The organism is Flavobacterium succinicans LMG 10402 (assembly GCF_000611675.1).
Classification (GTDB): Bacteria; Bacteroidota; Bacteroidia; order Flavobacteriales; family Flavobacteriaceae; genus Flavobacterium; species Flavobacterium succinicans.
The window spans coordinates 224,743-249,313 of sequence record NZ_JATV01000001.1; the positions used below are offsets into that span (position 1 = coordinate 224,743).

At 34.7% G+C, this 24,571-nt stretch carries 21 protein-coding genes; 15 read left to right on the top strand and 6 right to left on the bottom strand.

Annotated elements, in window-relative coordinates; translation table 11 throughout:
• The first annotated feature begins 7 nt into the window (after nucleotides 1–7).
• The 8 genes from AO58_RS0100955 to AO58_RS0100995 all read left to right on the top strand — a co-directional run bounded on the left by AO58_RS0100955 (nucleotide 8) and on the right by AO58_RS0100995 (nucleotide 12,167).
• Nucleotides 8–730, top strand: coding sequence for a DUF3800 domain-containing protein (locus tag AO58_RS0100955; RefSeq protein WP_024979920.1), 723 nt, complete (start codon nucleotides 8–10; stop codon nucleotides 728–730).
• 1 nt (nucleotide 731) lies between these two features.
• On the top strand, nucleotides 732–1,229 hold the full coding sequence (locus AO58_RS0100960; RefSeq protein ID WP_024979921.1) for a hypothetical protein: 498 nt from the start codon (nucleotides 732–734) through the stop codon (nucleotides 1,227–1,229).
• A gap of 196 nt (nucleotides 1,230–1,425) precedes the next feature.
• Complete coding sequence (locus AO58_RS0100965) at nucleotides 1,426–4,581, top strand: type I restriction endonuclease subunit R (protein ID WP_024979922.1); 3,156 nt, start codon at nucleotides 1,426–1,428, stop codon at nucleotides 4,579–4,581.
• Between the two features lies 1 nt (nucleotide 4,582).
• A complete protein-coding gene (locus AO58_RS0100970) occupies nucleotides 4,583–5,278 on the top strand; it encodes a M48 family metallopeptidase (protein ID WP_024979923.1) in 696 nt (231 codons plus the stop codon).
• Nucleotides 5,279–5,414: 136 nt separating this feature from the next.
• Nucleotides 5,415–10,118 carry an AlbA family DNA-binding domain-containing protein gene (locus AO58_RS17490; protein WP_024979924.1) on the top strand — a complete coding sequence of 1,568 codons (4,704 nt, stop codon included), beginning with the start codon at nucleotides 5,415–5,417 and terminating at the stop codon, nucleotides 10,116–10,118.
• A 933-nt stretch (nucleotides 10,119–11,051) separates the two neighbouring features.
• Complete coding sequence (locus AO58_RS17885) at nucleotides 11,052–11,369, top strand: hypothetical protein (RefSeq protein ID WP_139225552.1); 318 nt, start codon at nucleotides 11,052–11,054, stop codon at nucleotides 11,367–11,369.
• 106 nt (nucleotides 11,370–11,475) lie between these two features.
• Nucleotides 11,476–11,691 (top strand): hypothetical protein, encoded by a 216-nt coding sequence (locus AO58_RS0100990; RefSeq protein ID WP_024979927.1) that lies wholly within the window; start codon nucleotides 11,476–11,478, stop codon nucleotides 11,689–11,691.
• Between the two features lie 53 nt (nucleotides 11,692–11,744).
• Nucleotides 11,745–12,167 (top strand): DUF6943 family protein, encoded by a 423-nt coding sequence (locus tag AO58_RS0100995; protein WP_024979928.1) that lies wholly within the window; start codon nucleotides 11,745–11,747, stop codon nucleotides 12,165–12,167.
• 190 nt (nucleotides 12,168–12,357) lie between these two features.
• Here the strand turns inward: AO58_RS0100995 and AO58_RS18115 are convergent, their stop codons facing one another.
• From AO58_RS18115 to AO58_RS0101015, 4 genes are all read right to left on the bottom strand, one after another.
• Entirely contained in the window at nucleotides 12,358–12,534 is a 177-nt protein-coding gene (locus AO58_RS18115; RefSeq protein ID WP_169733394.1) for a hypothetical protein, read from the bottom strand.
• A complete protein-coding gene (locus tag AO58_RS0101005) occupies nucleotides 12,524–12,796 on the bottom strand; it encodes a hypothetical protein (RefSeq protein WP_024979929.1) in 273 nt (90 codons plus the stop codon). Before AO58_RS0101005 ends, AO58_RS18115 begins: the two co-directional genes overlap by 11 nt.
• A 146-nt stretch (nucleotides 12,797–12,942) precedes the next feature.
• Nucleotides 12,943–13,338, bottom strand: a complete 396-nt coding sequence (locus AO58_RS0101010) for a DUF5675 family protein (RefSeq protein ID WP_024979930.1) — start codon at nucleotides 13,336–13,338, stop codon at nucleotides 12,943–12,945.
• A 1-nt stretch (nucleotide 13,339) separates the two neighbouring features.
• Nucleotides 13,340–14,095, bottom strand: coding sequence for a hypothetical protein (locus AO58_RS0101015; RefSeq protein WP_024979931.1), 756 nt, complete (start codon nucleotides 14,093–14,095; stop codon nucleotides 13,340–13,342).
• 865 nt (nucleotides 14,096–14,960) lie between these two features.
• Between AO58_RS0101015 and AO58_RS0101020 the strand changes: the two genes are divergently transcribed.
• From AO58_RS0101020 to AO58_RS0101035, 4 genes are all read left to right on the top strand, one after another.
• The gene (locus AO58_RS0101020) at nucleotides 14,961–16,211 is read left to right on the top strand and encodes an acyloxyacyl hydrolase (RefSeq protein ID WP_081764634.1); all 1,251 of its coding nucleotides are present in this window, start codon (nucleotides 14,961–14,963) and stop codon (nucleotides 16,209–16,211) included.
• 34 nt (nucleotides 16,212–16,245) lie between these two features.
• Complete coding sequence (locus tag AO58_RS0101025) at nucleotides 16,246–16,725, top strand: hypothetical protein (protein WP_139225551.1); 480 nt, start codon at nucleotides 16,246–16,248, stop codon at nucleotides 16,723–16,725.
• 246 nt (nucleotides 16,726–16,971) lie between these two features.
• Nucleotides 16,972–17,922, top strand: coding sequence for a tRNA modification radical SAM protein MnmL/YtqA (mnmL, locus tag AO58_RS0101030; RefSeq protein WP_024979934.1), 951 nt, complete (start codon nucleotides 16,972–16,974; stop codon nucleotides 17,920–17,922).
• Between the two features lie 104 nt (nucleotides 17,923–18,026).
• Nucleotides 18,027–18,725: a porin family protein gene (locus AO58_RS0101035; RefSeq protein WP_024979935.1), complete on the top strand. Its 699-nt coding sequence runs from the start codon at nucleotides 18,027–18,029 to the stop codon at nucleotides 18,723–18,725.
• Here the strand turns inward: AO58_RS0101035 and AO58_RS0101040 are convergent.
• Complete coding sequence (locus AO58_RS0101040) at nucleotides 18,720–19,325, bottom strand: hypothetical protein (RefSeq protein ID WP_024979936.1); 606 nt, start codon at nucleotides 19,323–19,325, stop codon at nucleotides 18,720–18,722. The two genes, AO58_RS0101035 and AO58_RS0101040, sit on opposite strands and share 6 nt — an antisense overlap.
• Nucleotides 19,326–19,475: 150 nt before the next feature.
• On the opposite strand from AO58_RS0101040, the gene AO58_RS0101045 reads away from it, so the two are divergent.
• The 3 genes from AO58_RS0101045 to AO58_RS0101055 all read left to right on the top strand — a co-directional run bounded on the left by AO58_RS0101045 (nucleotide 19,476) and on the right by AO58_RS0101055 (nucleotide 23,543).
• Nucleotides 19,476–21,917 carry a bifunctional UDP-N-acetylmuramoyl-tripeptide:D-alanyl-D-alanine ligase/alanine racemase gene (locus AO58_RS0101045; protein WP_024979937.1) on the top strand — a complete coding sequence of 814 codons (2,442 nt, stop codon included), beginning with the start codon at nucleotides 19,476–19,478 and terminating at the stop codon, nucleotides 21,915–21,917.
• Nucleotides 21,918–21,981: 64 nt separating this feature from the next.
• Nucleotides 21,982–22,362 carry a large conductance mechanosensitive channel protein MscL gene (gene mscL, locus AO58_RS0101050; protein ID WP_024979938.1) on the top strand — a complete coding sequence of 127 codons (381 nt, stop codon included), beginning with the start codon at nucleotides 21,982–21,984 and terminating at the stop codon, nucleotides 22,360–22,362.
• A 191-nt stretch (nucleotides 22,363–22,553) separates the two neighbouring features.
• Nucleotides 22,554–23,543: an aspartate-semialdehyde dehydrogenase gene (locus AO58_RS0101055; RefSeq protein ID WP_024979939.1), complete on the top strand. Its 990-nt coding sequence runs from the start codon at nucleotides 22,554–22,556 to the stop codon at nucleotides 23,541–23,543.
• A gap of 56 nt (nucleotides 23,544–23,599) precedes the next feature.
• Here the strand turns inward: AO58_RS0101055 and AO58_RS0101060 are convergent, their stop codons facing one another.
• The gene (locus tag AO58_RS0101060) at nucleotides 23,600–24,526 is read right to left on the bottom strand and encodes a hypothetical protein (protein WP_024979940.1); all 927 of its coding nucleotides are present in this window, start codon (nucleotides 24,524–24,526) and stop codon (nucleotides 23,600–23,602) included.
• Nucleotides 24,527–24,571 lie beyond the last annotated feature (45 nt).

Consider the following 24,571-nt stretch of genomic DNA (forward strand, 5'->3'; position numbering starts at 1 on the left):
GTACACTATGGAAAAAACAATCTACATCGACGAAAGCTGCCATCTCGAAAAGGACCAACTGCCCTTGATGTGCATTGGTTATACCAAAATCGACAGCTCAAAACACGAAACCTACAAAAAGGAAATTAAAGCAATAAAGCGAAGACACCATTCCCCTACAGAAATTAAATGGAATAAACTATCGATGTCAAGATGGGAATTATACAAAGAGTTGATTGATTATTTTTTTAAAAAGGAAATACACTTTAGAGCCATATTGGTAAAAAATAAAGCACAGCTAAACCACGCAAAATTCAATAAAGGCGATCACAATTCCTTTTATTATACCTTGGTGTATCTGCTGTTAAAAAACCCTTATGTGAATGCAACCGAAGACCAATTCAAAGTAATTTTGGACATCAAAGACACTAGAGGCAAAGAGCGACTGCGCAATTTAGACCTTAGGCTCAAAAAGGAATACCAGTCAAAATACCAAAAAGAATCGCCTTTTCATTTCTTTCAACACATCCGTTCGCACGAAAGTGAATTGCTGCAACTAACCGATTTGTTTATTGGTGCCATTACCTACAAAGCCCGAAAAGCCCATAAGGAAGAAAAGGCCTCCGAAGTAAAAAAAAGAATCGTTACTTACTTAGAGCAAAAATCAGGCTACGTGCTGCATGATGGCACCAACCCTTTTGAGGAAAAATTCAATATTTTTGATTTTCAAATTCAAACCAGTCAATTGTAATATGGAAGAACACGAGTTAGACCTATTAGAAGATTTGTTTGAAGACTTGACTATTGATGGACCGGATAACAATCAAATGCATACATTGTTTGGCGTTTTTAAACAAGATATGATAAAAGCACCCATTTTTATTGGCAAACAACAAGTGGGATTTGATAAAAAAAAATCGGTACACCCTTTGTTTAAAGGAAAGCCTGTCGGTTTTGAGCATATATGTACTCGAGAGAGCAAACATTCGCGTCTTAGAAATTTTGACCCAGAAAGAACCAACAAAATACATTGGATCAAACCAGTTATCTTCAACCAAGAAGACAACAGAGTGAAATATTTTGAGAGGCTACATTTTAACGGTCAAAATCAACGGTATTTTTGGTTTCAAGCCAAAAGCTACGTAGTAATAGTAAGAGAAATTACAAGTAATTTACAATTGGTTACCGCTTTTAAAGTAGATAAGTCAGAAGAAAACCGATTTAAAATTTGGTATGAGGATTACAAATAGGCATAAAAAAACCCCACTTCGTAAGTGAGGCACGTATCTTTAGGCAATACGACTGATACAACAAATGTGCTAAGCCAAGTCCTTTACCCTTTGGGTATTGACACCACAAAAGTAGTGCTTTTTTATAGAATATTCCAAATTTAATACTGCAAAACAGCAATTGTGCATACAAAAACTATCGAAACACCAATCATAAATGGCATTTACTGAAGACAACATTTCGCAAATCCCCGCCCTCAAACTATTGATCAACTTGGGTTTTGAATATCTTTCGCCTCAAGAAGCCTTGACATATCGAAAAAACAGAGAAAGTCAAGTAATCTTAACAGAGGTAGTGCAGGAACGATTAAACCACATCAATACCATCAAAATAGGGAGTAAAAAGACCAAATTTGAAGCAGCAAATATCGAAAAAGCCATACAAAAACTCCAAGATATTCCACTAGCCGAAGGTTTGGTGCACGCGTGTAATCATATTTATAACCTGTTGGTGTTTGGTTGTGCGTTAGAACAATCTATCGAAGGTGACAAAAAAAGTCACACCCTGCAATATATAGATTGGAAAAATCCAGCCAATAATCTTTATCACGTAACCGAAGAGTTTTCTGTTTTGCGCACTGGCCGAAAAGATACCTACCGCCCAGATATTGTAGTGTTTGTAAATGGGATACCTTTAGCAGTAATCGAATGCAAAAGCCCAACCATAAAAGAACCCCCCATAAAACAAGCCATTAGCCAACACATTCGGAACCAACAAGAAAATGGAATTCAAAGCTTATATGTCTACAGCCAAATACTTTTGGCCACCTCATTAGTAGAAGCCAAATACGCGACTACCAATACCAAAGAAGAATTTTGGGCGGTGTGGAAAGAAAAAGACAACAGCTTTTTAGAAAAACTAGAGGCAATCGTAAATACTCCGTTAGCTAAAGAGGTCGAAGCCAAAATTTTTAAAACTGAAAGTAGAAATTCTTTTGACCATAAGGCCTACATAGAAAAGTACCAACAAAGGGTAGCACCAACGCAGCAAGATATTTTTATCCAAGGCTTGCTAAGTCCAGAGCGATTGCTGCCTATTGTTAAAGATTTTATTCTTTTTGAAGCTGGGGTTGTCAAGAAAGTGGCGCGTTTTCAGCAGTTTTTTTCTATTACTAAAATTATAGATCGAATCAAACCCGTTCGCAATGGCAAACGTAAAGGAGGGGTTATCTGGCACACTCAAGGCAGCGGAAAGTCCTTAACCATGGCAATGCTGGCACGCAAAATACAAGATACCATTCCAAATCCTCAGATTATTTTGGTAACGGATAGAGTCGACCTAGACCGCCAAATTACCGCAACATTACAAAAAGTAGAAGTTGAGGTAATTAATGCAGCTTCAGGAAAACAATTAGTAAGTTTACTACAAGGCAATGGTGATTTGGTGATCACTACCATTATCAATAAGTTTGATGCTGCGGTCAAAGGCTTATCCGATAACCCAATCATTAGTCACAATATTTTCGTACTCATTGACGAAGGACACAGAACACAACATGGGATATTTAATGTAAACATGGAAAAGGTGTTGCCCAATGCTTGTTTCATAGTGTTTACAGGGACACCCCTAATGAAAAAACAAAAGAATACGGCCAACAAATTTGGAGGGATAATTGACACCTATCCTATTGCTGAAGCTGTTGCCGATGGTGCTATTGTCTCTATTCTTTACGAAGGACGCTTAGCCATTCAAGACGTCAATAGAACAGCCTTAGACAAAGGGGTCGATCGTGTAATGGAAGACTTAGAAGAGTATCATAAGGCCGATTTAAAGAAAAAAATGAATCGAGCGGGCTTAATTTCCAAAACAGATCAAAATATTTTCCAAACGGCTTTAGATATAAGCGATCATTTTTATGCGAATTGGGGGGAAGATAAAACTGGAGTGCATTCAGGTTTTAGAGGAATGGTCGTTTGCCCAGATAAACTAACGGCTGTTAAATATAAAAAAGCATTTGACCTGATAGCAAAAGTAAAAACGGAAGTGGTAATGTCTGCACCTGATAACCGTGAAAACAATGAAGATGTCCATAGCTCCCAATCGCCAGAGGTAATTCAATATTATGATTTATTAAAAACAAAGTATGGTCAAGATATAGATAAAACAATTATCCAACAATATGAGAATGGGGAGAATATCGAATTATTAATTGTAATAGATAAGCTCCTAACGGGTTTTGATGTACCACAGACCATTGTTATGTATTTGTGCCGTAAATTAAGAGAACACACTTTGTTGCAAGCCATTGCAAGGGTAAACAGAGTTTACCCAGGTAAGGATTTTGGGTACATTGTAGATTATGCTGGAATTATGGAGGAGCTGGAAGTAGCACTAGAAAGCTATTCTGGTAATGAAGATACGTTTGACGCAGAGGATCTGGCAGGCTCCTTTACAGATATTAATGAAGAAATAAACAGATTACCTCGAGTACATGCGGATGTAGTTGCCATTTTCAAAGGAATAAAAAACAAATTAAACATTGATGAATATATTGTGTTGTTAGCGGATCAGGCCATTAGGGAAGATTTTTATAACAAATTCAATGTTTTTGCTCGAATCCTAAAAATAGCCCTTTCTTCTTTAGAATTTCACAATTCAGGATCCGAAACAGAAAGGGAAATATATAGAGAGGATCTTAAAAAATTTGCCAACATTCGTGTGGCTGCCAATTCGGTTTATCTCGACAAAGTCAGTTTTGCACAATATGAAAAACAATTGCAAAAATTACTAGACCAACACGTCATTACCGAAGAAATTATTCGATTGGTAGAGCCGTTAAATATCTTAGATGCCGATGCATTCGACCAAGAAGTAGAAAAACTTATTGGAGCTCGAGCCAAAGCAGAAAAAATAGCAGCGGCTACAGCAAAGTTCATCTCCATCAATGTGGATACAAATCCAGCGCTCTTTAAAAAATTATCAGAGTTAATTAGTGAAACAATTGCAGATATGCGGGCGAATCGACTGTCCGAAATTGAAGCACTTAAAAAACTAAAGGAAATCAAAGAAAATGCGATCAATGGTTCCTCCAGTGATATTCCTCTCGAAGTACAAGACAAAAAAAGAAATAGAGCCATTTTTCAATTGTTTAAAGATGAAAAACTAGCGAACACCAATTTAGTCGAGTTAACATTAATGTTTGATAAAATTGTGTCAAAATATGAAGTAGTAGATTGGCAGAAGCGTACGGATATCATCAATACAATAGAACTAGAGTTCGGAGACTATTTAATGGATGTCTTTGATGTCCAAATGACAGTAGCAGATGAGTTAACTAAAAAGGCCATTGATATTGCAATAGCGAACAAATAGAATGAGTAAAGAGCAATTTGTATATGGGAACAATACTATTGAATTTGAATTAAATCATTCAAATAGAAAAACCCTAGGTGTTAAAATTATGCCAGATACTTCTGTACATGTTACAGCTCCCTTGGATTTATCACTAGTCAAAATCAAAGAAAATTTAACTAAGAAAGCCAGATGGATAATAAAACAAAAAACACATTTTTTAAATTTTGATGCTACTGAAATATCCTATCAAATCAAATCAGGGTATTCGCTACATTATCTCGGCAGGCAATATAAGGTAATCGTACAAATAGGCACTAAAAATGAGGTCACTTACAACGGAAATCAATTTTTGGTAAAAGTTGAAAACAAAGTAAAAGCTCAAATCGTTTTTGATAAATGGCTAAAAGAAAGGGCGATGGCAAAAATAACAGAAATTGCAAAGCCAATAATCAAAAGATTTGGAGATACTTTTTTTACGCCAAAAGAGATTTTCTTCCAAGACATGCCTAAACGATGGGGAAGTTGCACCATAAAAGACAAATTAATTTTTAACCCCAAATTAATTCATACCCCAAAGCGTTGTATTGAGTATGTAGTGATGCATGAATTATGCCATATGATTTATAAACATCATAACGATGATTTTTTTAAATTACTCACTCAAATGATGCCAGACTGGGAAAAAAGAAAATCTAAATTAGATAGTTATTTGTGAGTTTTTTTAAAATTTCATGCATCTAAGTGTATCAAATAATTTAATTGTGTAGTGTATCCAAAGTTATTAAAAACCCAAATATCTTAAATCTTTTCAAAATAATACCTACATTAACTCTCTCAACAATTTTACAAATATGACCGAAAAAATAATTAGAATTAATAAAGTATTAAGAGAATTAAATATTTCTTTGGAAAGTGCCGTAAAGTATTTAAAAAGTGAAAATATTCATATAGTTGCAAGTCCAAATACCAAGATAAACAATGACGTATATAACCTTTTAGTTGAAAAGTTTAAAACCAAAAACCATATTTCAGCTTCAAATACTTCAAATAATAATCAACCACAAATGGAGCTCAATAGTCACAGGCTTTTTATCGTAATTGAACAAAAAGAGAGAAGTACTATTGTTAGAGATTGTATTACCGAAAAAACTTATCCCTGTAAAAAAATTGCAAAATTAGTTGGTTATGATGTAACAATGCAAGTTAGAGCGTTGGATGATCCGGATAAACCCAAATTAAGCTATAGCGTTTTAAATGATTTTGTGGAGAATAAAGAGTATGAATTTGAAATACTTGAAAAAAAAGAAAATGGCTATAAGATTGAATACTCTGTCAACTTTACTTCTTTCATACCCTTCTCTTTTGAAAAATATATCGAAAACAATAAAATAAAGTTAACAATTGACAAAATTGATGTTGATCTAAATAGATTGTCATTTAAATTACCTGCTGCCAAAACTATTGAAATCAAAAAGTATTCATTTGATAATAATATAGCTATTGAAAATGTTTTTTCAATTGGAGAAAAATATAATTTCACAGTTTACGGTTTTAGAAAAATTGATGATAATACCTCTATTTTATTACTAGAGCATCAAGGATTTAAAACCACTGTTAAAGCTTTTCCTTTTCAAAAAGAAGACAATTTGCCAGAAAATGTTACATGTTTGGTTACCAAGATGTTTGATAACAAAATGTATCTTCAACAGGATAGATTTTCAACTTTTAATAATCTCTACAAGGAAGGAATGCAATACGAGTTTCATGTGCTTAGCATGGATAATGATGGCAAATCCAATTCAAATTACTTTTTATTAGAAGATAATTATGGTTTCAATCACAAACTTTACTATCATGAATTTGACAATTCTGAGTTTGAATCAATCGAAATAGACGATAAAATTTTTTTGTATTTACGAAAAATTGATGAAAAAGGCTTCTTAGTTTTATACCTGAATTCATTTGCTAATCAAGGTGAATTTATTACAGCTCAGTCAGTTTTTGAAAAGATTGAGCAAGCTGATAATGTAAAAAAGTATTTTTTTGATTTGGAAGAAATTCTACAATCTAGAAAGTATAAGTACCAAAATTTTTCGCAACTTTTTGAAGATTATGCAAACAAAGAAAATCTTTGGATTTTCTCTTATTTAAGTTTTTTAGATGCGTTAATTCAAAATTACATCAAACACAATGAATTAGAAAAAGCAATAGAATTTAATAACATTTACATTGCTGTTGAAGAATGGATGCTAGAGGGGTCTGATTTTCTTCAAAAATTCAGCCAAGAAAAAAAGTTAACCATAATTAAAAAAGCTGAAGATCAATTAGCAAAAGCCAAGGCTAAAAATGAAGCTTTAAGACTAATATTAGATGACAAAAGTGATGATTATATTGAGGAAGTTCTAAAAACACTTAGACTAAGTAGTTATCTTAGAGGTCATAAAATAAATATATTTAAGTATATCATTTTTTCAACAACAGAAATTGCTAACACAAGAACTTTAATCGAGATATTGCTTTTATTAATAAAAGGTGATATGCTGGATCCTTTTGATATTAATAATTTTATTAATATACTCCAAAAAAGAATAAATGTTGAAAGATATGATTTAACACCAAGCCTAATAGCTAATGAATCTAAACAATTTGATGAAAATACAGCAATTGCTGTTCAAAATATAATTAGCGTACTGGGTCTACAAATAATTTTGTTTACCCAAAGTGGGAATACCTCAAAAGCCATACTTAAATCCGCTATGATGTGCAGATATATAAGTATTTTATGTATTGATGAAGTTACAAAAAAGCATTATTTAGAAAAAAGCATTGAATGCATAACCGCTTCTAAAACTATTAACTTAAATCCAGAAGTGTATCATAATTTTAATATAGAAAAACTATCAAAATTAATTTTAGCAAAAGATACATCAGTAAGAAGTGAAAATCTAGTAGGCAACCAATTATTCAATCAAAATGGATCTATTTACGCTACAAATAGTGGTTGGGCTATTTTATCCAAGCAACAAGATTCTATTTCCTTAAAGAAAAAGGAGCTGAAATTAAATAAATTAGCTTCATTTTTTGACGACAAAATATGTGTCGCAACCCCTTACGATTTTGACTACAATCTAGTTAATAATGCATCAATCGAAGATTGCTTCAACAATTGGACTAAATATTATTCAATATCAAACATTAAAAAATCAAAAAAATCCAAGCAAAGTGACAACCTAGCGGTTGGTCAAAAAATAAGTGTCATCGCTAAAAATTATTTAAAGAACAATAATAACATTCTTTTTCTACAAATAACTGACCCTGATTTTGAAGGTGATGGTATAATACCAGCAAATGAAATTTTCAAGTGTTATCTGGATGGTATTAATGAAATAATAAATCCTAAAGATGAGTTTAATGCTGAAATCATTAAAATGGATGATAAAGGAAGAATTTCATTTTCAATTCTAAATGATATCTGGGAAAAAACGCTTACTGAAGCAAATATTAACGACAACATCGATGCCAAAGTACTCCAAATCAACAACAAAGACATCTTTCTGATTACAGAAAATGGTCATCATGGATATTTATATAACATCGACAATTTATTTGATTTTGAGGAAAGAAAAGTTTATAAATTTAAAATTGAGGACATTAACTACGAAAAGTTGTCCTTAAATTTAAAATATGTGGCTAATTCAGATAGTTATTTCAACGAAAAAAGTGTACTTAGACAGTTTCTTGAACGATCAAACATACTATTATCCAATGAAGAAAATGAATTGAATGAAGAAAGCATCGGTCATAATTATAGTTTATTGATAATCGAATTATTGAAATGTATCGAAAGTTATATTTATTTTGAAAAGGACTTATCTAAAAAATTTGAATATTTCCAACTTTCAAAATTAATTGGTTCCATAACGAGGAATCCAAAATCATTTTATTTTGATGGTATTATTACTTATCATCTAAACGTCCTTAATTTTAAAAACGCTGATTTCAAAAACAGTAGCTTTAATTTTGAACCAATTGACGATAAAACTTTAAGCTTTCTAAAAAGTTTAGAAAAAATTAATGAAATCTATAAATATCTTAATTACTTCAATAAACCTGATAGCATACCTGACCTAATTCTACATAGAAATGAAACAGAAAGTAAAGACAAGCTAAGATTAATTAATATAATTTTAGCTCACAATTTACTATTAACGGATGATTCAGATGAAATCATTTTTAGAAGAACCAAAGATTTGATATATGAGTATTTGACGAATGAGAAAACAAACTCATTTAGTAATTTAATATCTCCAATTCAAAATGAAGATACTACCGAAATTGAAAATGATATAGATAATGAACTAGAAGAATTAGAAATTGAACCAACAAATTTAGGTAAAGAAGGCCCTTACCGTGAATTCAAAACATCATTTATTTATTATGCAGTATCCAGCAGTGCCGATATCGATAAGCAATCCTTCATCATAATGAAAACTATGGCAGGTTTTTTAAATGCTAAAGGTGGTAGTTTGTTCTTAGGTGTTAATGATTATGGTGAAATTATTGGTTTAGAAAATGATTACAAATATTTTAGCCAATCAGCAAATGACGATAAATATGAAAGAGAGATAAGAAGCTGTATAGTCAAGTTTTTCAATAAAGATGTAAATAGTCAAATTGAATTTAAATTTCATAAATCTTTAAATTTAGAATATTGCGAGATAATTATTCCGGAGTATGAAAAACCTGTTCCATTAAATGATAGTTTCTATCAAAGACAAGGCAACGAAACAAGAATCATTACCGGCAATGATCTAGTTTTATTTTTTGAAAGAAAATTACAAGCCAAGAGATTCTCAGATAGTGTAGTTTTTAATGTCACTAAAGAAATTGACAATTCCAATAATTCAAAATCATACTCAAATATACCTGAACCAATTGAAATAGCTCTTACTCAAGAAAATCCTGATTTTTATGTGGACCAAAAATCAGCTAATGATCAATTAATCATTGATTATAATATTGTTACGCCGAAAGTTATTGCTTACTTATACATTTTTATTAATGGCAAATATCTATTAAGCCGTAAAAACTTATCTGATATTAAGGGAGCAGAAGAAATAGTTATTTATGATAATATGAAAAAAGGTTATTTGCTGCAATGTTACGATAATGGTTGCGTAAACAAAGTTGAGGTTAGGACATTATTAGATAAAACATTTAATTTCCTTTATAGTGGTGCCTTTAGCTTAGAAGGAAATCTTATTGGTTTATTTTTAATAAAAGAAGATTGTCTTATTGAAGTGAATACCATTAGAAATGAGATTCGTTATGTAAAGCTTTTCAAAACAACTGACATTACAACGCATACTCATTTAAAGTTGAAAGGGAATAATATTGTTCAAGAAGATTTTGACAAATTAGACAGTTTTAGAATAATTGACAATATACATAGTGATAAATTATCAAGAATTACATATTCTTCAAAACAAAGATTGGGTGCAAAAGTAAACAATCCCATATACAGTGATGAAGTAAAATATCTCAACTCATTATAAAATTATGAGCATTTAATTAGGAAGCATCTGCATTTTGTTTTTGTAGGTGCTTTTCCGTTTCATTACACATTTCTACTGCACACTAAAAAACTGTACACTGATCACTTTCTATCTCGGCACCCACAAAACCAAAAAAGCCTGCAAGAGTATGGATTTTGATGAGGTCATTCCATTTCATATCGTAGTATAAAAATCCATACACTTGCTCACGCTACTGCCAACACACTAGGAAAGTTCAGTATTTGATTTTTCAGGAAGGTTACAACATCTTTCCGGTACATTTCAAGTCTCCCCTTACGTTTGAAATAGCTCAAAAATCAAATATTCCTAAACCAGAAATTCCCTGCAAACAAGAGACACGTACTTTTGTATAGGACCTGCAGGTAAAAAAAAGGGCACTAAAATAGGAACGCCGCAATCCCACGCATCGCTAAGGCTGGCAGCAAGCAGTACTCCGCATCATGTGTATTGGAAATATAAGTTCCGCATCAATTATCAGCTGCCAGCCTAAGCGCGGCGGGGTTGCGGCTGGCGTAAATATTTAGTGCCAGCTGCTGGGCTCCAGCCTTTTTAGCTCGGCGCGAAAATGCGCCGGACTTAGTAGTGCTGCTTCCGCCCAGCAGCTGGTGGACTGCAGGTCCATAACAAATACGAGCTCCATTCCAGGGCGGCAACTGGAAGAACCAGCTGATAAATCCGAGTCCTACCATTGCTAAGGCTCACAAGGTAAAAATCCGTGTTTAGTGTTTGTGATGGTCGTAGCTTTTCAGTGAAAGTTTATTGGAATTTAAATACCTATTCACCTTTATCGGAACCATCACAAAATCTCATTTTAGCATTTTTACCTTGTGAGCCTAAGCACTGCTGGGTCGGTATTTTTCGCACCTGCTTCTTCCACTTCCCGCCCCTCCATTCCGCAAAAAAACACCAAAAGTGGAATTACCAGAGCTGCCGCTGCTCTACCTCAAACCTTTTCACCATTTAAAATTCAGTGGAATTACGTCAAGCTGCCACTGCAAACAATCAACATCGGACAACAATTCAAAACCCCTAAGTTTAGTGGAATCACGTAGTTTCCTAGGAAATAAAAAAAAAGTGAAGCAAAGGTCAAAATCAAATTTCAAAACAAAAGAACCGGCACGCCTAAAAATGAAAAATCTTCCTCTGAAAAGAATAGCCTTCGGTGAAAAACCGAAAGCTTTCTTTTCTAGAGAGTATTTTTCATTTTTTTCTTTCTTATTTGAAATCTGATTTTAGAAGAGGGCTTTCTTTTTCTTTATTCATTATAGATTTAAAATCTCGATTTCCGAAAAAAAATATTTTTTAAAAAGTCAGTTGTTCAAAAAACGTTAAAACCATGAAAGCACCAATTTATTACATCATTGAAGGCGGGGATTATATAGGGGACTATGTATATAGCATCCAAAAAGATAAATTGATAAAAGGCGGAGATATGATGCTGTATCGCTTCCAAATGCCAAAAGATGAAGCCTTACAACTTCTAGACAATTTAAACGAAACTCGTGATTTTGGACTCTTTTTGCGCCTAATGAGCATTGAATATTTGAATTGATTGCATCAAAATTTGATTTTAAAAAAAATAAGCCATCTAAAATAGTATACGCCATGACACAATTTATCATCAAAACCAACAAGCCCGGAATACAGTACTCACAACCTCATTTTTTTGTTTTAAACAAAGGAATGAATAGCGGAAAGCCCCAAAATGATTCCTTTACCAACAGTTTCGCGATAATTTTCAAAAATAAGGCTGAGGTCGACAACTATTTCTGGATAGCTTTTGCACTTTGGAAATCTCAATTCTGGCAACAGCACCTTATCGGCTCAGTAATTCCATTTGTTCGCTTATCCGATTTCAAAAAAGAATTCATCACCAAATCCACCCAAATGATGCAAGAACACGAAGAACACCAGAAAAACATCGAAGCATTAAAACTCTTAGAACAACAAGAGAAAAAATTCAATCAAAATATCAACCTGATCAATGACCTTAGAAAAGTCATTTTGTACCGGTATTGCCACAAATAGCGATACTTGTAGAAACAACCCCAAATCGTCTAATAATATCAGGTATGAATTCCCCTCTTGAGAGGGGTTAGGGGGTGTGTTTTTTTTACAACGGTAGAAAATCCAAAAATAAAGTACATAAAAAAACCTGATCCAAACTGGACCAGGCTTTCCTATAAATCCGGGAAAAGGTTACCACGCCAAACCCGAATTATTTCTTTTTTGATTTTGTCAATCCCTTCAAAAGCAGCGAAACGCAAAAACTTACTATCGCTCCTACAACAGCTAAGATAATCGTTTTGAGAATATCTTCCGAAAATATGTTAGGCGCAATACTCAACAACGTTCCAGATGCCGTGCCCATTTTGGTGGTCACACTAGTCTCCATCTCGAATATTTTTTTGCCCTTTTTCAGAGTCTAATTCAATTCCCCCTTCGGGGGCTAGGGGGCTATCTGTAGTCAATTGACTTACCGCAGAAATTACCCCACCTGCTACGGCCAAATAACCTGCTGCAGTAGTAATCGCTACGGGCAATGCTACCGGAGCCGCTAAAAGTGTCCCTCCAACAGCCGCCAAGGCCAAACCTATGGTGCGTAACACTCTGAAAAATTTTGGGGTGGGAGCTTTTGCTCTTTTAATTACATTCATACTTTCTATATTTTTTAATTCCTTGTTGTCCTGAAGTATAATTTCTATACTGAATAAAGCAATATAAAATGACAATTGCTTTGTCAGGTTGAGCGCAGTCGAAACCCTTCATAAACAATAACGTCAATGCTAGCGGAGTCTAAGGATTAAGATTCAACAATTAACAACACACTTTCGTTTTGATCCAAAGCTTTAAATACTAATGTTTTTAGCTTGGTAAATGCTTTTCGAGATAGCAATCCCAATCCGGGACCAGATATCTTCGTTACCGGTGCAATACAACCGTGCAATTCTTGCAAAGCATTATTGGCAGGATGAAACAAAATCAAACTTCTGTTTTGGACATCCATCACCTCCAAATGCCACTGGAATTTTGGACTGTAGCGCTTTCTAATAAAATATTCCCCTTCCGGAATGCAGGAAACCCTCTTTTCATTATTCTTCCAAGGCAATTCAATAGTAGTACAAATCAATTTGCCCTCGCATTTGAGTTGTCCATTGGTTCCTTCGGGGAAATATTGTCTTTTTAAGACTAAAACCATCCTACAAGCCGACTACCTGCACCAAAGAAAGTGGGTTATATGCCCCATTTTTCAACGGGTACATTTGCCCATTCACCTCTTGGTAAAACTCCACGCCTAAAGCCAAAAACAATGGATTCGTACTGTTAGCACTCACAGAGTTGTCCTGGTCAATGGCTACGGTTGGGTTAATATCCCAAGGCAAAATTGCCGTTTCAGAATTCACCACTTCAAAAGTTTCGGCTTCAAAATCAATAGCAGCACCAGCCGAAATGATTTTGAAATGCGTAGTCCCAGAAGGAGCTGCAATCATAGTTGTGGGTACAAAAGGTGCCATACTCAAGCCTATCGTTCCAGATACACGGTCAATTGTTCCCACAAACGGAGCAAACAAAGTCGTTCCTAGTTTTCCTCCAATGTTGAATTCAAACCCCGCCAACAATTCTGCCTCGCCATCAATCACGTTGCGCAACCCTCTCGGATTCGTCGCATCCGCCTGAATGACTTTGGTCATGGCTTTGGTCAAACGGCTTACCATTCTTCCGTCTGCCGAATTGATTAACACCTGACGCAACGCGGTTCTAAGCACCTTGCCAGCCTTGCCAGCCCTTCCAAACTCCGAACCATTCTCACGCGTTCTTTGAAAGGCGGGGTCATTGGCGATTCTACTAGCGTCAATACCGCCTTTTTCTCTCGCCAAATGCCCGTCTTTCGTTTTGTAAAAAGTAATATCTCCGATAGTACCTTTCAATTTAATTATGCCTTTCTGTCTTGCCATAATTCCTAAAATTTAAAAATGAATAATCCATCAAACTCCCTCAATCATCTTCCTGTTGCAACACTTTTCGATTGATTATAAAGCAAATTTTAGAAGATTAAAGCAGATAAAAAAGAATAGGGTATTCCATATGGCACTATCAAACATAAATGGCAGAAATAGTCACAAATGACTATTTATTTCCCTCGAGTTGGGAATCAACTTGTATATGCAATCAAAAGAAAAAATTATTAATTTTATTCTGACTGCAAATAATAACGTCAGTAGTTTAAAGTATGTCAAAGCCCAATCAAAGCTATAGATAGAGTATGAAAACAGAGAATAAGAGGTTGTGTATCTACCCAAAAGACATACAGCGTATCACCGGAAAGAGTTACCGCCAAAGCATTCGATTACTTCAAAAAATCCGTGTTGACCTCAATAAGAATGATAATGAGTTAGTCAGCATAACTGAATTTTGCAACTACACAAGTTTAGTACATGAACAAGTACTTACATTAATAATTGATTAAAATGGGTTAAACTTATCCGTTTTTTGAACAAGTATTTAATCAAAAATTCGTATTTTAGAACTGCAATAATTTGCCATTCATAAAGATGGATATTCGAGGTTCAAAATCGAGACCCTATAATTTAATCAGCGAAAACCCTATTATATAAAGGCGTTACACAGGAAATACAAATCCCTTCCTCTCTGCTAGAAAATCAAGCAGCGTATTTTCAAAATGATAACACCCAATTTTACACTCATGAAGGTAAAGTTGGGTGTTTTTTTATGGAGAATTCATAGGTTACAGAAATAGATTTCGTTCTGTGTTTAAAGCTTCTTGTGTAATTCAAGCAACTCAAATGATGATGATTAATTATGACTTTACGAACGTTATCACAAATCTTCTTTTTGTTACTTGGTGTCAAAAGTATTGCTCAAGAGAGTACTACTAGCATCAAAAACAATGTCAATTTTATCGGAATTGGTTATGCTATGGGTGAAACCATTCCCTCAATTAGTATATTTCCGGAAACGAAGACACAAAAAGGGGTTGATTTTACTTTTGGCACAACTACCTTTGAAAACGACACTTGGGCCAAACGGTTAAATTATCCCAAAACTGGAATATTGCTATCTTTTGCTGATTTTGGTAATAAGGAGAAAGTGGGTTACGGAATTAGCGTAATGCCTTTTTTTGATTTTGGTGTTTTGAATAGTGTGACTCCACGCATCCGTTTTCAGGTGGGTTTGGGAGGATCTTACAATAACGTCATTTATGACAAAGTTACCAACCCTGGAAATTTTGGAATTTCGACTCACTTTACTTGGGCTTTTAGATCCTTTTTGTATTATGATCTGGTGCATCGAAAAGACTTCAACCTGAAAATTGGTGGAGGCTTTACCCATTTTTCAAACGGTCATACCCGATTGCCCAATCACGGTTTGAATTCTTATTTAGCTACTGTAAAAACAGAATTGAATTTCGTCAAAAACACTGCTTCTGTTCCAACTTTAGTTAGTCCCTCGGATCAATCACATACGCAAACCTACTATGGAACTCGATTGGGCTTGGGACAAAAAGTCTTGGCTCGTGATTATAATGCACTGAAAAATGTGTATACTAGTTCTTTTTCGGTAGGTCGAATAAAGGATAAAACCTTTAAATACGGTGTAGGTTTCTTCTATCGATTCTATGATGATTATTATGATTACATTAAAGAAGAAGGTTCAGTGATCAATACCCAATTTCCAGCATTGAAAAATAATCCCTTCAGAAATGCCTCAGCAATTGGTTTGTATACCAATTTTGAAGTCTTAATTCATCATATCAGTATTGAAACAGAATTAGGAATAAACGTGTACAAACCTGCTTTTAAACTGGATTGGTATTTAAATAACGGAAGTGCTGCTTCGGGGGTATATATTCCCAAACCATTTGGACTTAAAGCCAAAACAAAGCAATATATTTCCTCTCGTTTAGGATTTCGGTACTACGCGATTACCGCCAAAAAAGCACCCCAACACAATGTTTTTGTTGCCGCAACTATCAATGCTAATTTAGGACAAGCCGATTTTTCTGAACTGAGCTTTGGATATGTTTATAGTCCGAAGAGAGCTAGTAAGTAGTATGCTATTTTTAAGAACTGAAAAACAGAAATTTATGCAAAAAAGAATGATTGTGTTTTTTATCTTACTACTTTTTATTAACTGTAAAAGAGAAAGAATAGATAGTCCGATTGAAGCAAATTTGCCAGTCCAATCAGTATCAATTGACACTACAGACGGAGATCAATTTATAGCTATATTGCAATTGGAGGATTCAAAAAAATCGATCAACTTATCTAAAGAGGAAATTAAGACAATTGAAGTTTTGCTTAGAAGCAAAGTAAAACATTACAATGAAAGTTATGAGAAAAACTATATTGAACTAAGATATTATAAAAGACAATATTTTCCACAAATTGATGAAAATGGAGATAAGTTAGTTGGGATTTACTGTTTTTGTAGTGTTGAAGACAATGATAAGTGGAAAATTCAAAAATTAAAAAGTCCCAAGGATGGAGGTAAATGTTATTTATACGCAACTATAAATGTTACTAAAAAAAATGTTACGTTTTTTCAAACTAATGATAGAGCATAAAAAATACTTTGTATTTTACGATTTGGGCTAATAATAAAAATGGAGTTACTTTAGAGTGAAACTGATTGTTGCCGACGATGTTGTGAGCAATAGTAAAATAGTGTACAATACTACTGTAGGCGTCCCTATGATTTTATTCTTCTCATCTGATTTTTGTAAATAGCGGTATTTTGCTAAAAGTGTTATTTAGCAATACTTTACAATTGAATGTTCTGCTATTAACTAGATTCGTCTTATTTTTGCAAAATGAAGGATACAGTTTCAAATGAAAGAAAAAGCTATAACAATTATGGTACTTTTCTAAGAGAGAAATACAACGGACAAAAGGTGTATAAAGTTATTGTAGACGCTGGTTTTAGTTGTCCAAATCGTGATGGGAGTAAAGGATTTGGAGGATGTACGTATTGCAATACCGATTCTTTTACGCCTGAACTTTCTCGACAATTGCCAAGCATTACCGATCAAGTAGTGCAAGGCATCCAACGCGCCCAAAAGTCCTACAAAGCAGAACGCTTTATTGTTTATTTTCAACCCAATACCAACACTTATGGTGATGTTGATTATTTGAAAAAATGTTATGACGAAGCCATAGCAGCTGCGCCAGAGCTTATCGTTGGACTTTCTGTAGGTACACGTCCTGATTGTTTGAATCCTGAAAAAATTGCGTTATTAGAATCCTATTGTGATCGATTAGATGTTGATGTTGAAATGGGAATGGAATCCATATATGATGCGACGCTGCAACAAATTAATCGAGGTTGTTCCCATCAAGAGTTTATTCAAGCGGTAGAATGGTTTGCCAACAGTCCAATTGATTTGTGTATTCATACTGTGTTTGGGTTTCCAGGAGAAACTACCGAGATGATGTTACAATACATACACGAGATCAATCAATATCCTCAAATAAAATTTGTGAAGTTTCATCATTTACATATTGTAGAAGGTTCCATACTTGGTGTGCACTATAAACGTAATCCCTTTCCGCTTTTTACTTTAGAAGAGTATACGGATTTATTGTGCCAGTTAATTCCGTTGTTGCGACCAGATATTGTAGTACAACGTTTGTTTGGTATTTCTGATTGGGAATTACTTATTGCGCCCAATTGGGGACTTAAAAAAACGTTGATTCAGAATTATATGGATAAAGAAATTAGTAAGCGTAATTGTATTCAAGGGTCACAGTATCCAATTGATTAGGGCTATGGTTCGGTTTTTCATTCATGCTTAAAAATACACAATCAAAGTAGTATATTTGTATTGGGTAAAAATCCTTTCTTTATCCTTTATCTTATCCTTCTGCTATGCGTAATTTTGTATTGCTTTTTTTGCTATTTCTTGGTACTTGTGCTTTTGCTCAAGACCTTTCCTACGATGAATCAAAACCTAAGAAGAAACTTGATTCTTTGTATAGAGAAGATCAGTTTTATTTTGGAATTACTTATAATACATTAACAAATACTCCCAAAGGATACGATAAAGATAAAATTGCAGCTGGTTTTACCGCAGGTTTTTTAAGAGACATGCCGTTAAATGCGTCTAGAACGGTTGCCATAGCTGCTGGTTTAGGTTTGACGCATAACAATTACAATCATAATCTTAAAATCTCGGGTTCTGGTAAAAATCCTGACTATAATTTATTGGAACGTGGTACGTACAGTGCGAATAAGTTATCAACCTTAACTGCCGATTTTCCCATTGAACTGAGATGGCGTACCTCTACTTTTGAAAGTACGCAATTTTGGCGAATTTATTTAGGAGCGAAATTTAGCTATATGCTTTATGATCGTAGTTTGTATGAGGCGGGTAGTGATCGAATAGTGATTAAAAACAATAATGATCTCAATCGATTAGGCTACGGCGCACACATTGGGGCTGGTTACAACACTTTTAATGTGTATGTACAATATGGGCTCAACTCGTTATTTCAGAAAGGGCAATTAGCAGGAGAACAACTTCAGATGCAAAATTTTAATTTAGGTCTAATATTCTACATCTTATAACCAAAGAATCATTAGCAATATTTGCGGAATACTACCTGATATAAACCCTATACTTAGCTCTTTGGGAGTGTGCGCATTCATTACTAAACGAGACGATGCAATAACGCCATTTAAAAAAATAAAGGTGGGTACTACAATTGAAAAATCTTGTGGGTGCTGCAATTGTAAGCCTATGATAAAAATGGTGAGCGAACTAAAGGCTAGCATATGAATACTGGCTTTGATTTTAGCAAACAAAAGTAATAAGGTTATTAAAGTACTCAACAAAGCACCTAAAAAGAAAAAATGCAATTCTAAATAGTATTCAATGGTAATGGTCTTTTTAATCAGTAATATCATTAAAAAGCATTGAAAGATTAAGGGTAGTTTGCGTTGCTCTAATTCATAAGCCATGACCGAGTCGATTTGTTTTAAGGCTCTTAATAATAAATAAAGTAAAACGGGAACAATAATGGTGAGTATCAGAATTTGAAGCAAAACAAAAGCTATTTCCTTTAGATCAAAAGAAGTAGCATTGTAATAAAAATAAAACAGCGTTGCCATCAAAGGAATAAATATAGGATGGAACGCGTAAGAAAAGAAGGTTATTATTTTTTTCAAGGTCAATTTGTTTGGTTTGCCAATTTTGATCTCGCAATTTACAATTGTTTTGATGGGATTGCAACCCAAAGAAGTTCAAGTTAAATAAATATGAAATGAAGATGAGATTGCTTGTCTTTATAGTATTTTTACTCTCAAATCAAGAATACAATGAATCTTTCTATTGCTACGATTTCGCAACAAATAAATGCCACTTTCAAAGGCGACCCTTCAGTACTTATCGATGCTATTGCTATAGATAGCCGTTCCTTGCAAAACGGACCGAACACCTTGTTTTTTGCTTTGATTGGTCCCAACAACGATGCGCATTCGTATATCAATGATTTGATTCAAAAAGGCGTTACTCATTTCGTGGTGCAATACATTCCTAAGCATTGCGAAGGAAAAGCACAGTTTTTGGTGGTACAAAATACGTTAACAGCCTTACAAGAATTGGCGAGCTATTATCGCAGTTTATTTCATTTTCCAGTAATTGGTGTCACGGGTAGCAACGGAAAAACCATCGTAAAAGAGTGGCTCAATTTCTTGCTAAGCCCCGATTATTCTATCATTCGTAGTCCCAAAAGTTATAACTCACAAGTAGGTGTTCCTTTGTCTGTGTTGGCGATTGCCAAGCAACATAATTTCGGAATTTTCGAAGCCGGAATTTCTACCGTAAATGAGATGGTGCATTTGGAAAAAATCATTCGCCCCACGCTTGGGATTTTGACAAATATTGGTTCGGCTCACGACGAAGGATTTTCTTCTATTGGCGAAAAAATAAAAGAAAAATTGCAGCTGTTTAAGCACTGTGATTTGTTGATTTATAATAAAAATAAAACTATCGATGCTTTTTTGAAACCGTCATTAAAAACTTTTTCTTGGAGTTTTAAAGATACCACTGCGGATGTTTTCATTCAAAAAACAAGCATTTTAGATAAAACCAAGTTGCATCTTCAACTACAGTCGTATGCTTTTGATATCATTATTCCTTTTCAAGATGATGCTTCTATCGAAAATGCGATTCATTGTTTGATGGTGTTGTTGCATTTGGGCTATGATAGAGTGACTATCGAACATCGGATGTATTTGTTGTATCCCGTTGAAATGCGACTAAAGGTCAAAGACGGCATTAATAGCACCACAATTATTGACGATAGTTACAGTTCCGATTTTCAGTCTTTAAAAATTGCATTGGATTTCTTAGAAAGTCAAAAACAATACAAGAAAAAAACAGTGATTTTGTCCGATATTTTTCAAAGCGGATTATCGAATGAAGAATTGTATTCCAAAGTATCGCAGCTTGTTATTTCTAACAAAATTAACCGCGTGATTGGCATCGGAACGACCATAACCGCTTTTAAACATAAGTTCGTCAATTGCACTACGTATGCTACTACTGCCGATTTTTTAGCAAAATTGGATAGTGCTACTTTTAGCAACGAAACCATTTTAATCAAAGGCGCAAGAAGCTTTCATTTTGAAGATATTGTGGCTGTATTAGAAGAAAAAAAGCACGAAACGGTTTTGGAAATCAATCTCAATGCCATTAGTCATAATCTTAATTTTTTCCGTTCGAAATTACAACCTTCCACTAAAATGATGGTGATGGTTAAAGCTTTTGGATATGGAAATGGCGGTTTTGAAATTGCCAAATTACTAGAACATCACCAAGTTGATTATTTAGGTGTGGCTTTCGCCGATGAGGGAATTGCTTTGAAAACAGCAGGAATTCATCTGCCGATTATGGTTTTGAATCCTGAGTCTACGAGTTTTTCAGCGATTATTCAACATCAATTAGAACCTGAAATCTATAGTTTGAAAGGCTTGCGTTCCTTTTTGAAAATAGCCGAACAAAAGAATCTAAAGCACTTTCCGATTCATATCAAACTCGATACAGGTATGCACCGATTGGGCTTTGAAAAAGATACCATCGAGGAATTAATCGCGATACTCAAAGACACTACTTTGGTGCGAGTAAAAAGTATATTGTCGCATTTGGCCACAAGTGATGACCTAAACCATCAAGCTTTTGTTGCATCTCAAATTGAGTTGTTCGATAATTTATCCAGCCGTTTGATGACCGAGTTGAATATTCAGCCCATTCGCCATATTTTGAATACTTCGGGCATTAGTAATTTTCCGAAAGCGCAATACAATATGGTTCGTTTGGGAATTGGTTTGTATGGTGTTTCTAATGATGACGAAGAACAAAAAGAATTAGAAAATGTGAGTACGCTCAAATCCGTTATTTCACAAATCCGAACGATTCCAGCTGGAGATTCTGTAGGTTATGGGCGTCGTTTTATGGCTGATAGGCCTACCAAAGTAGCCACAATTCCTATTGGCTATGCCGATGGTATCGCACGACTTTGGGGAAATGGAGTAGGATATGTGTCGATTCATCAGCAAAAAGCCACCATTATTGGAAGCGTTTGTATGGATATGCTAATGGTAGATGTTACCGCAATTGATTGTCAAGAAGGCGATGCGGTAATCATTTTTGGCGAAAGCCCAACCGTAATCGAAATGGCCGAAAAGCTACACACCATTCCCTATGAAATTCTAACTAGTATTTCCCAACGGGTGAAGCGGGTGTTTTACAGGGAATAATTTTTAGAGTTTAGGAAATTTTTAAATATCTTTATCTTCTAATCAAATAACTAAAATTGTAAATATGGGAATGATTTCAGAATTTAAGGATTTTATTGCTAAAGGCAACGCCATGGATTTAGCAGTAGGAGTGATCATTGGTGGCGCTTTTGGTGCTATTGTGAACTCATTGGTAGCAGATGTTATCACGCCAGCTTTATTAAACCCAGCATTAAAAGCTGCTCAAGTAGAAGATTTAGCAGGACTAAAAACCGATGGAGGTATTTTGTACGGTAAATTTTTGGCGGCAATCATAAGCTTCTTAGTGATAGCTTTTGTGATCTTTTTGATGGTAAAAGCCATTAACAGTATGAAGAAAAAAGAAGAAGCACCTGCTCCTGCAGCACCAGCTGGACCAACTCAAGAAGAATTATTGACTCAAATTAGAGATCTTTTAAAGAAATAATACCGCTACACTAGTGTCTAACTTAACGTCTCTTTTTCCAAAATAGAGGCGGTTTTTTTGTGTTGATAAATAGAAAAACATATAAAATGTTTCATATGTAACAATTTGTTAAATATTGTGAATCACCTTGTTTTGTTTCTTAGTTTACTTACTTTTGTAATTCAATAGTAAGTCAATATAAAAGAGATACGATGAGAATAGCAGTTGTAGGCGCTACCGGAATGGTAGGCGAAATCATGTTGAAAGTTTTAGCAGAGCGTAATTTTCCAGTTACCGAGTTAATTCCTGTTGCTTCAGAAAAATCAGTAGGAAAAGAAATAGAATTCAACGGAAAAAAATATAAAGTGGTAGGATTGCAAACGGCAGTAGATTTAAAAGCAGATATTGCTTTGTTTTCTGCTGGTGGAGGAACTTCTTTGGAGTGGGCTCCTAAATTTGCAGCCGCTGGTACTACAGTAATTGATAATTCTTCAGCTTGGAGAATGGACCCAACCAAAAAATTAGTGGTTCCAGAAATCAATGCTAGCCAATTGACTAAAGAGGACAAAATCATTGCGAATCCGAACTGTTCTACAATTCAGATGGTATTGGCTTTGGCACCTTTACATCAAAAATATAACATCAAACGCGTTATCGTTTCTACCTATCAATCCATTACAGGGACAGGTGTAAAAGCGGTACAACAATTCGAAAATGAAGTAGCTGGAATTGAAGGCGACATGGTGTACAAATACAAAATCAATCGCAATTGTATCCCGCAATGTGATAGTTTTGAAGACAACGGTTACACCAAAGAAGAAATGAAATTGGTCAACGAAACCAAAAAAATCTTAAGTGATGATACCATCAAAGTTACCGCAACTGCTGTTCGTGTACCTGTAGTTGGAGGTCATAGCGAAGCGGTGAACGTTGAGTTTACTAATGATTTTGATGTTTCAGAAGTTAGAAATATTTTACATCACACCGATGGTATCGTGGTACAAGACAATTTGGATACGTTCACTTACCCAATGCCTCGTTATGCGGAAGGAAAAAATGAAGTTTTTGTAGGTAGAATTCGTCGTGACGAGAGCCAAGACAATACCTTAAATATGTGGATTGTGGCGGATAACTTGAGAAAAGGAGCGGCTACTAACACCATTCAAATTGCAGAATATTTGATAAAAGCAAATTTGGTATAAACAATCGTTTTTACGTTATAAAGAGAGCGCCTTGATAAATCGAGGCGCTCTTTTTTTTAATTGTATAAGAATTGAGCAGCATCTTGACTTGTTTTAATTGGGTCATGATAGGCATTGGGCACCTCTCGAAACGTCCAATTGAAGGGCAATCCAAGTTGTTTAGCAAGTGCTTTGCCGCTATTGTAAAAATATAAAGCGCGATCTATTCGGTTAAGACCTTGGGCATCTGCGGAAGTATTATGTCTGAATCCACTGCTTTGGTCGCTGCCACTTGCGTTACAAACCGTACAAGGGCTTCCTACTTGCACAGTGAGATGGGCTCTCAAAAAACTAGCATAATTCTCAGTGGTAATAGGTGCTTCTTTTAATCCATAGGGAAATAGAGCTGCTGTGTCTGGTGCAGTAAACCACCCTCCGTTGGAGCTGATAATTCTGTTTATTTTTTCGCTTGGTTTCATCAACGCCAAACGATGTGCAAACTGTCCTCCTCCCGAATGGCCATAAATATCATAGGTCGTTTGCGTACTTTTGGTTCTTTTTTGAATTTCCTCAAATAAAGGAGCAATGTAAGAGAAAGTCCATTGTGATTCCGGATTTAAATCTTCTGGTTTGGGCTTGTTCGTGTCTTTGTAAACATTACCCATAATGTAGAAATTACCGCCAGGGAAATCTTTTTCAGAGAATTCAGGGGCAAAGAGGAGCACTTTATATTTTTCGGCATATGCCACCCATAGATCTCTATAATAACTTGCGTCCCGGCTATCGCCATGAAACACCATCAGTATTTTCATTGTTTCTTTTGCGCCACTCGAAGGATAATAGTAGTGCACCGGAATGGGTTTGGAGGGAATAGCACTATAGGTAAAAAGAAAACTTCCTGATTCACCTTTTAATTCATTTGGTTCGCTGTCAGAGCTTCCAGAAGAACACGAAAGCAATAAAAAACTTAAAAGCGAGAGTACTAAATAATAGGTATATTTCATGGCAAATATTTTTTACAAAAATACAAAATTCATATCCTAGTACTT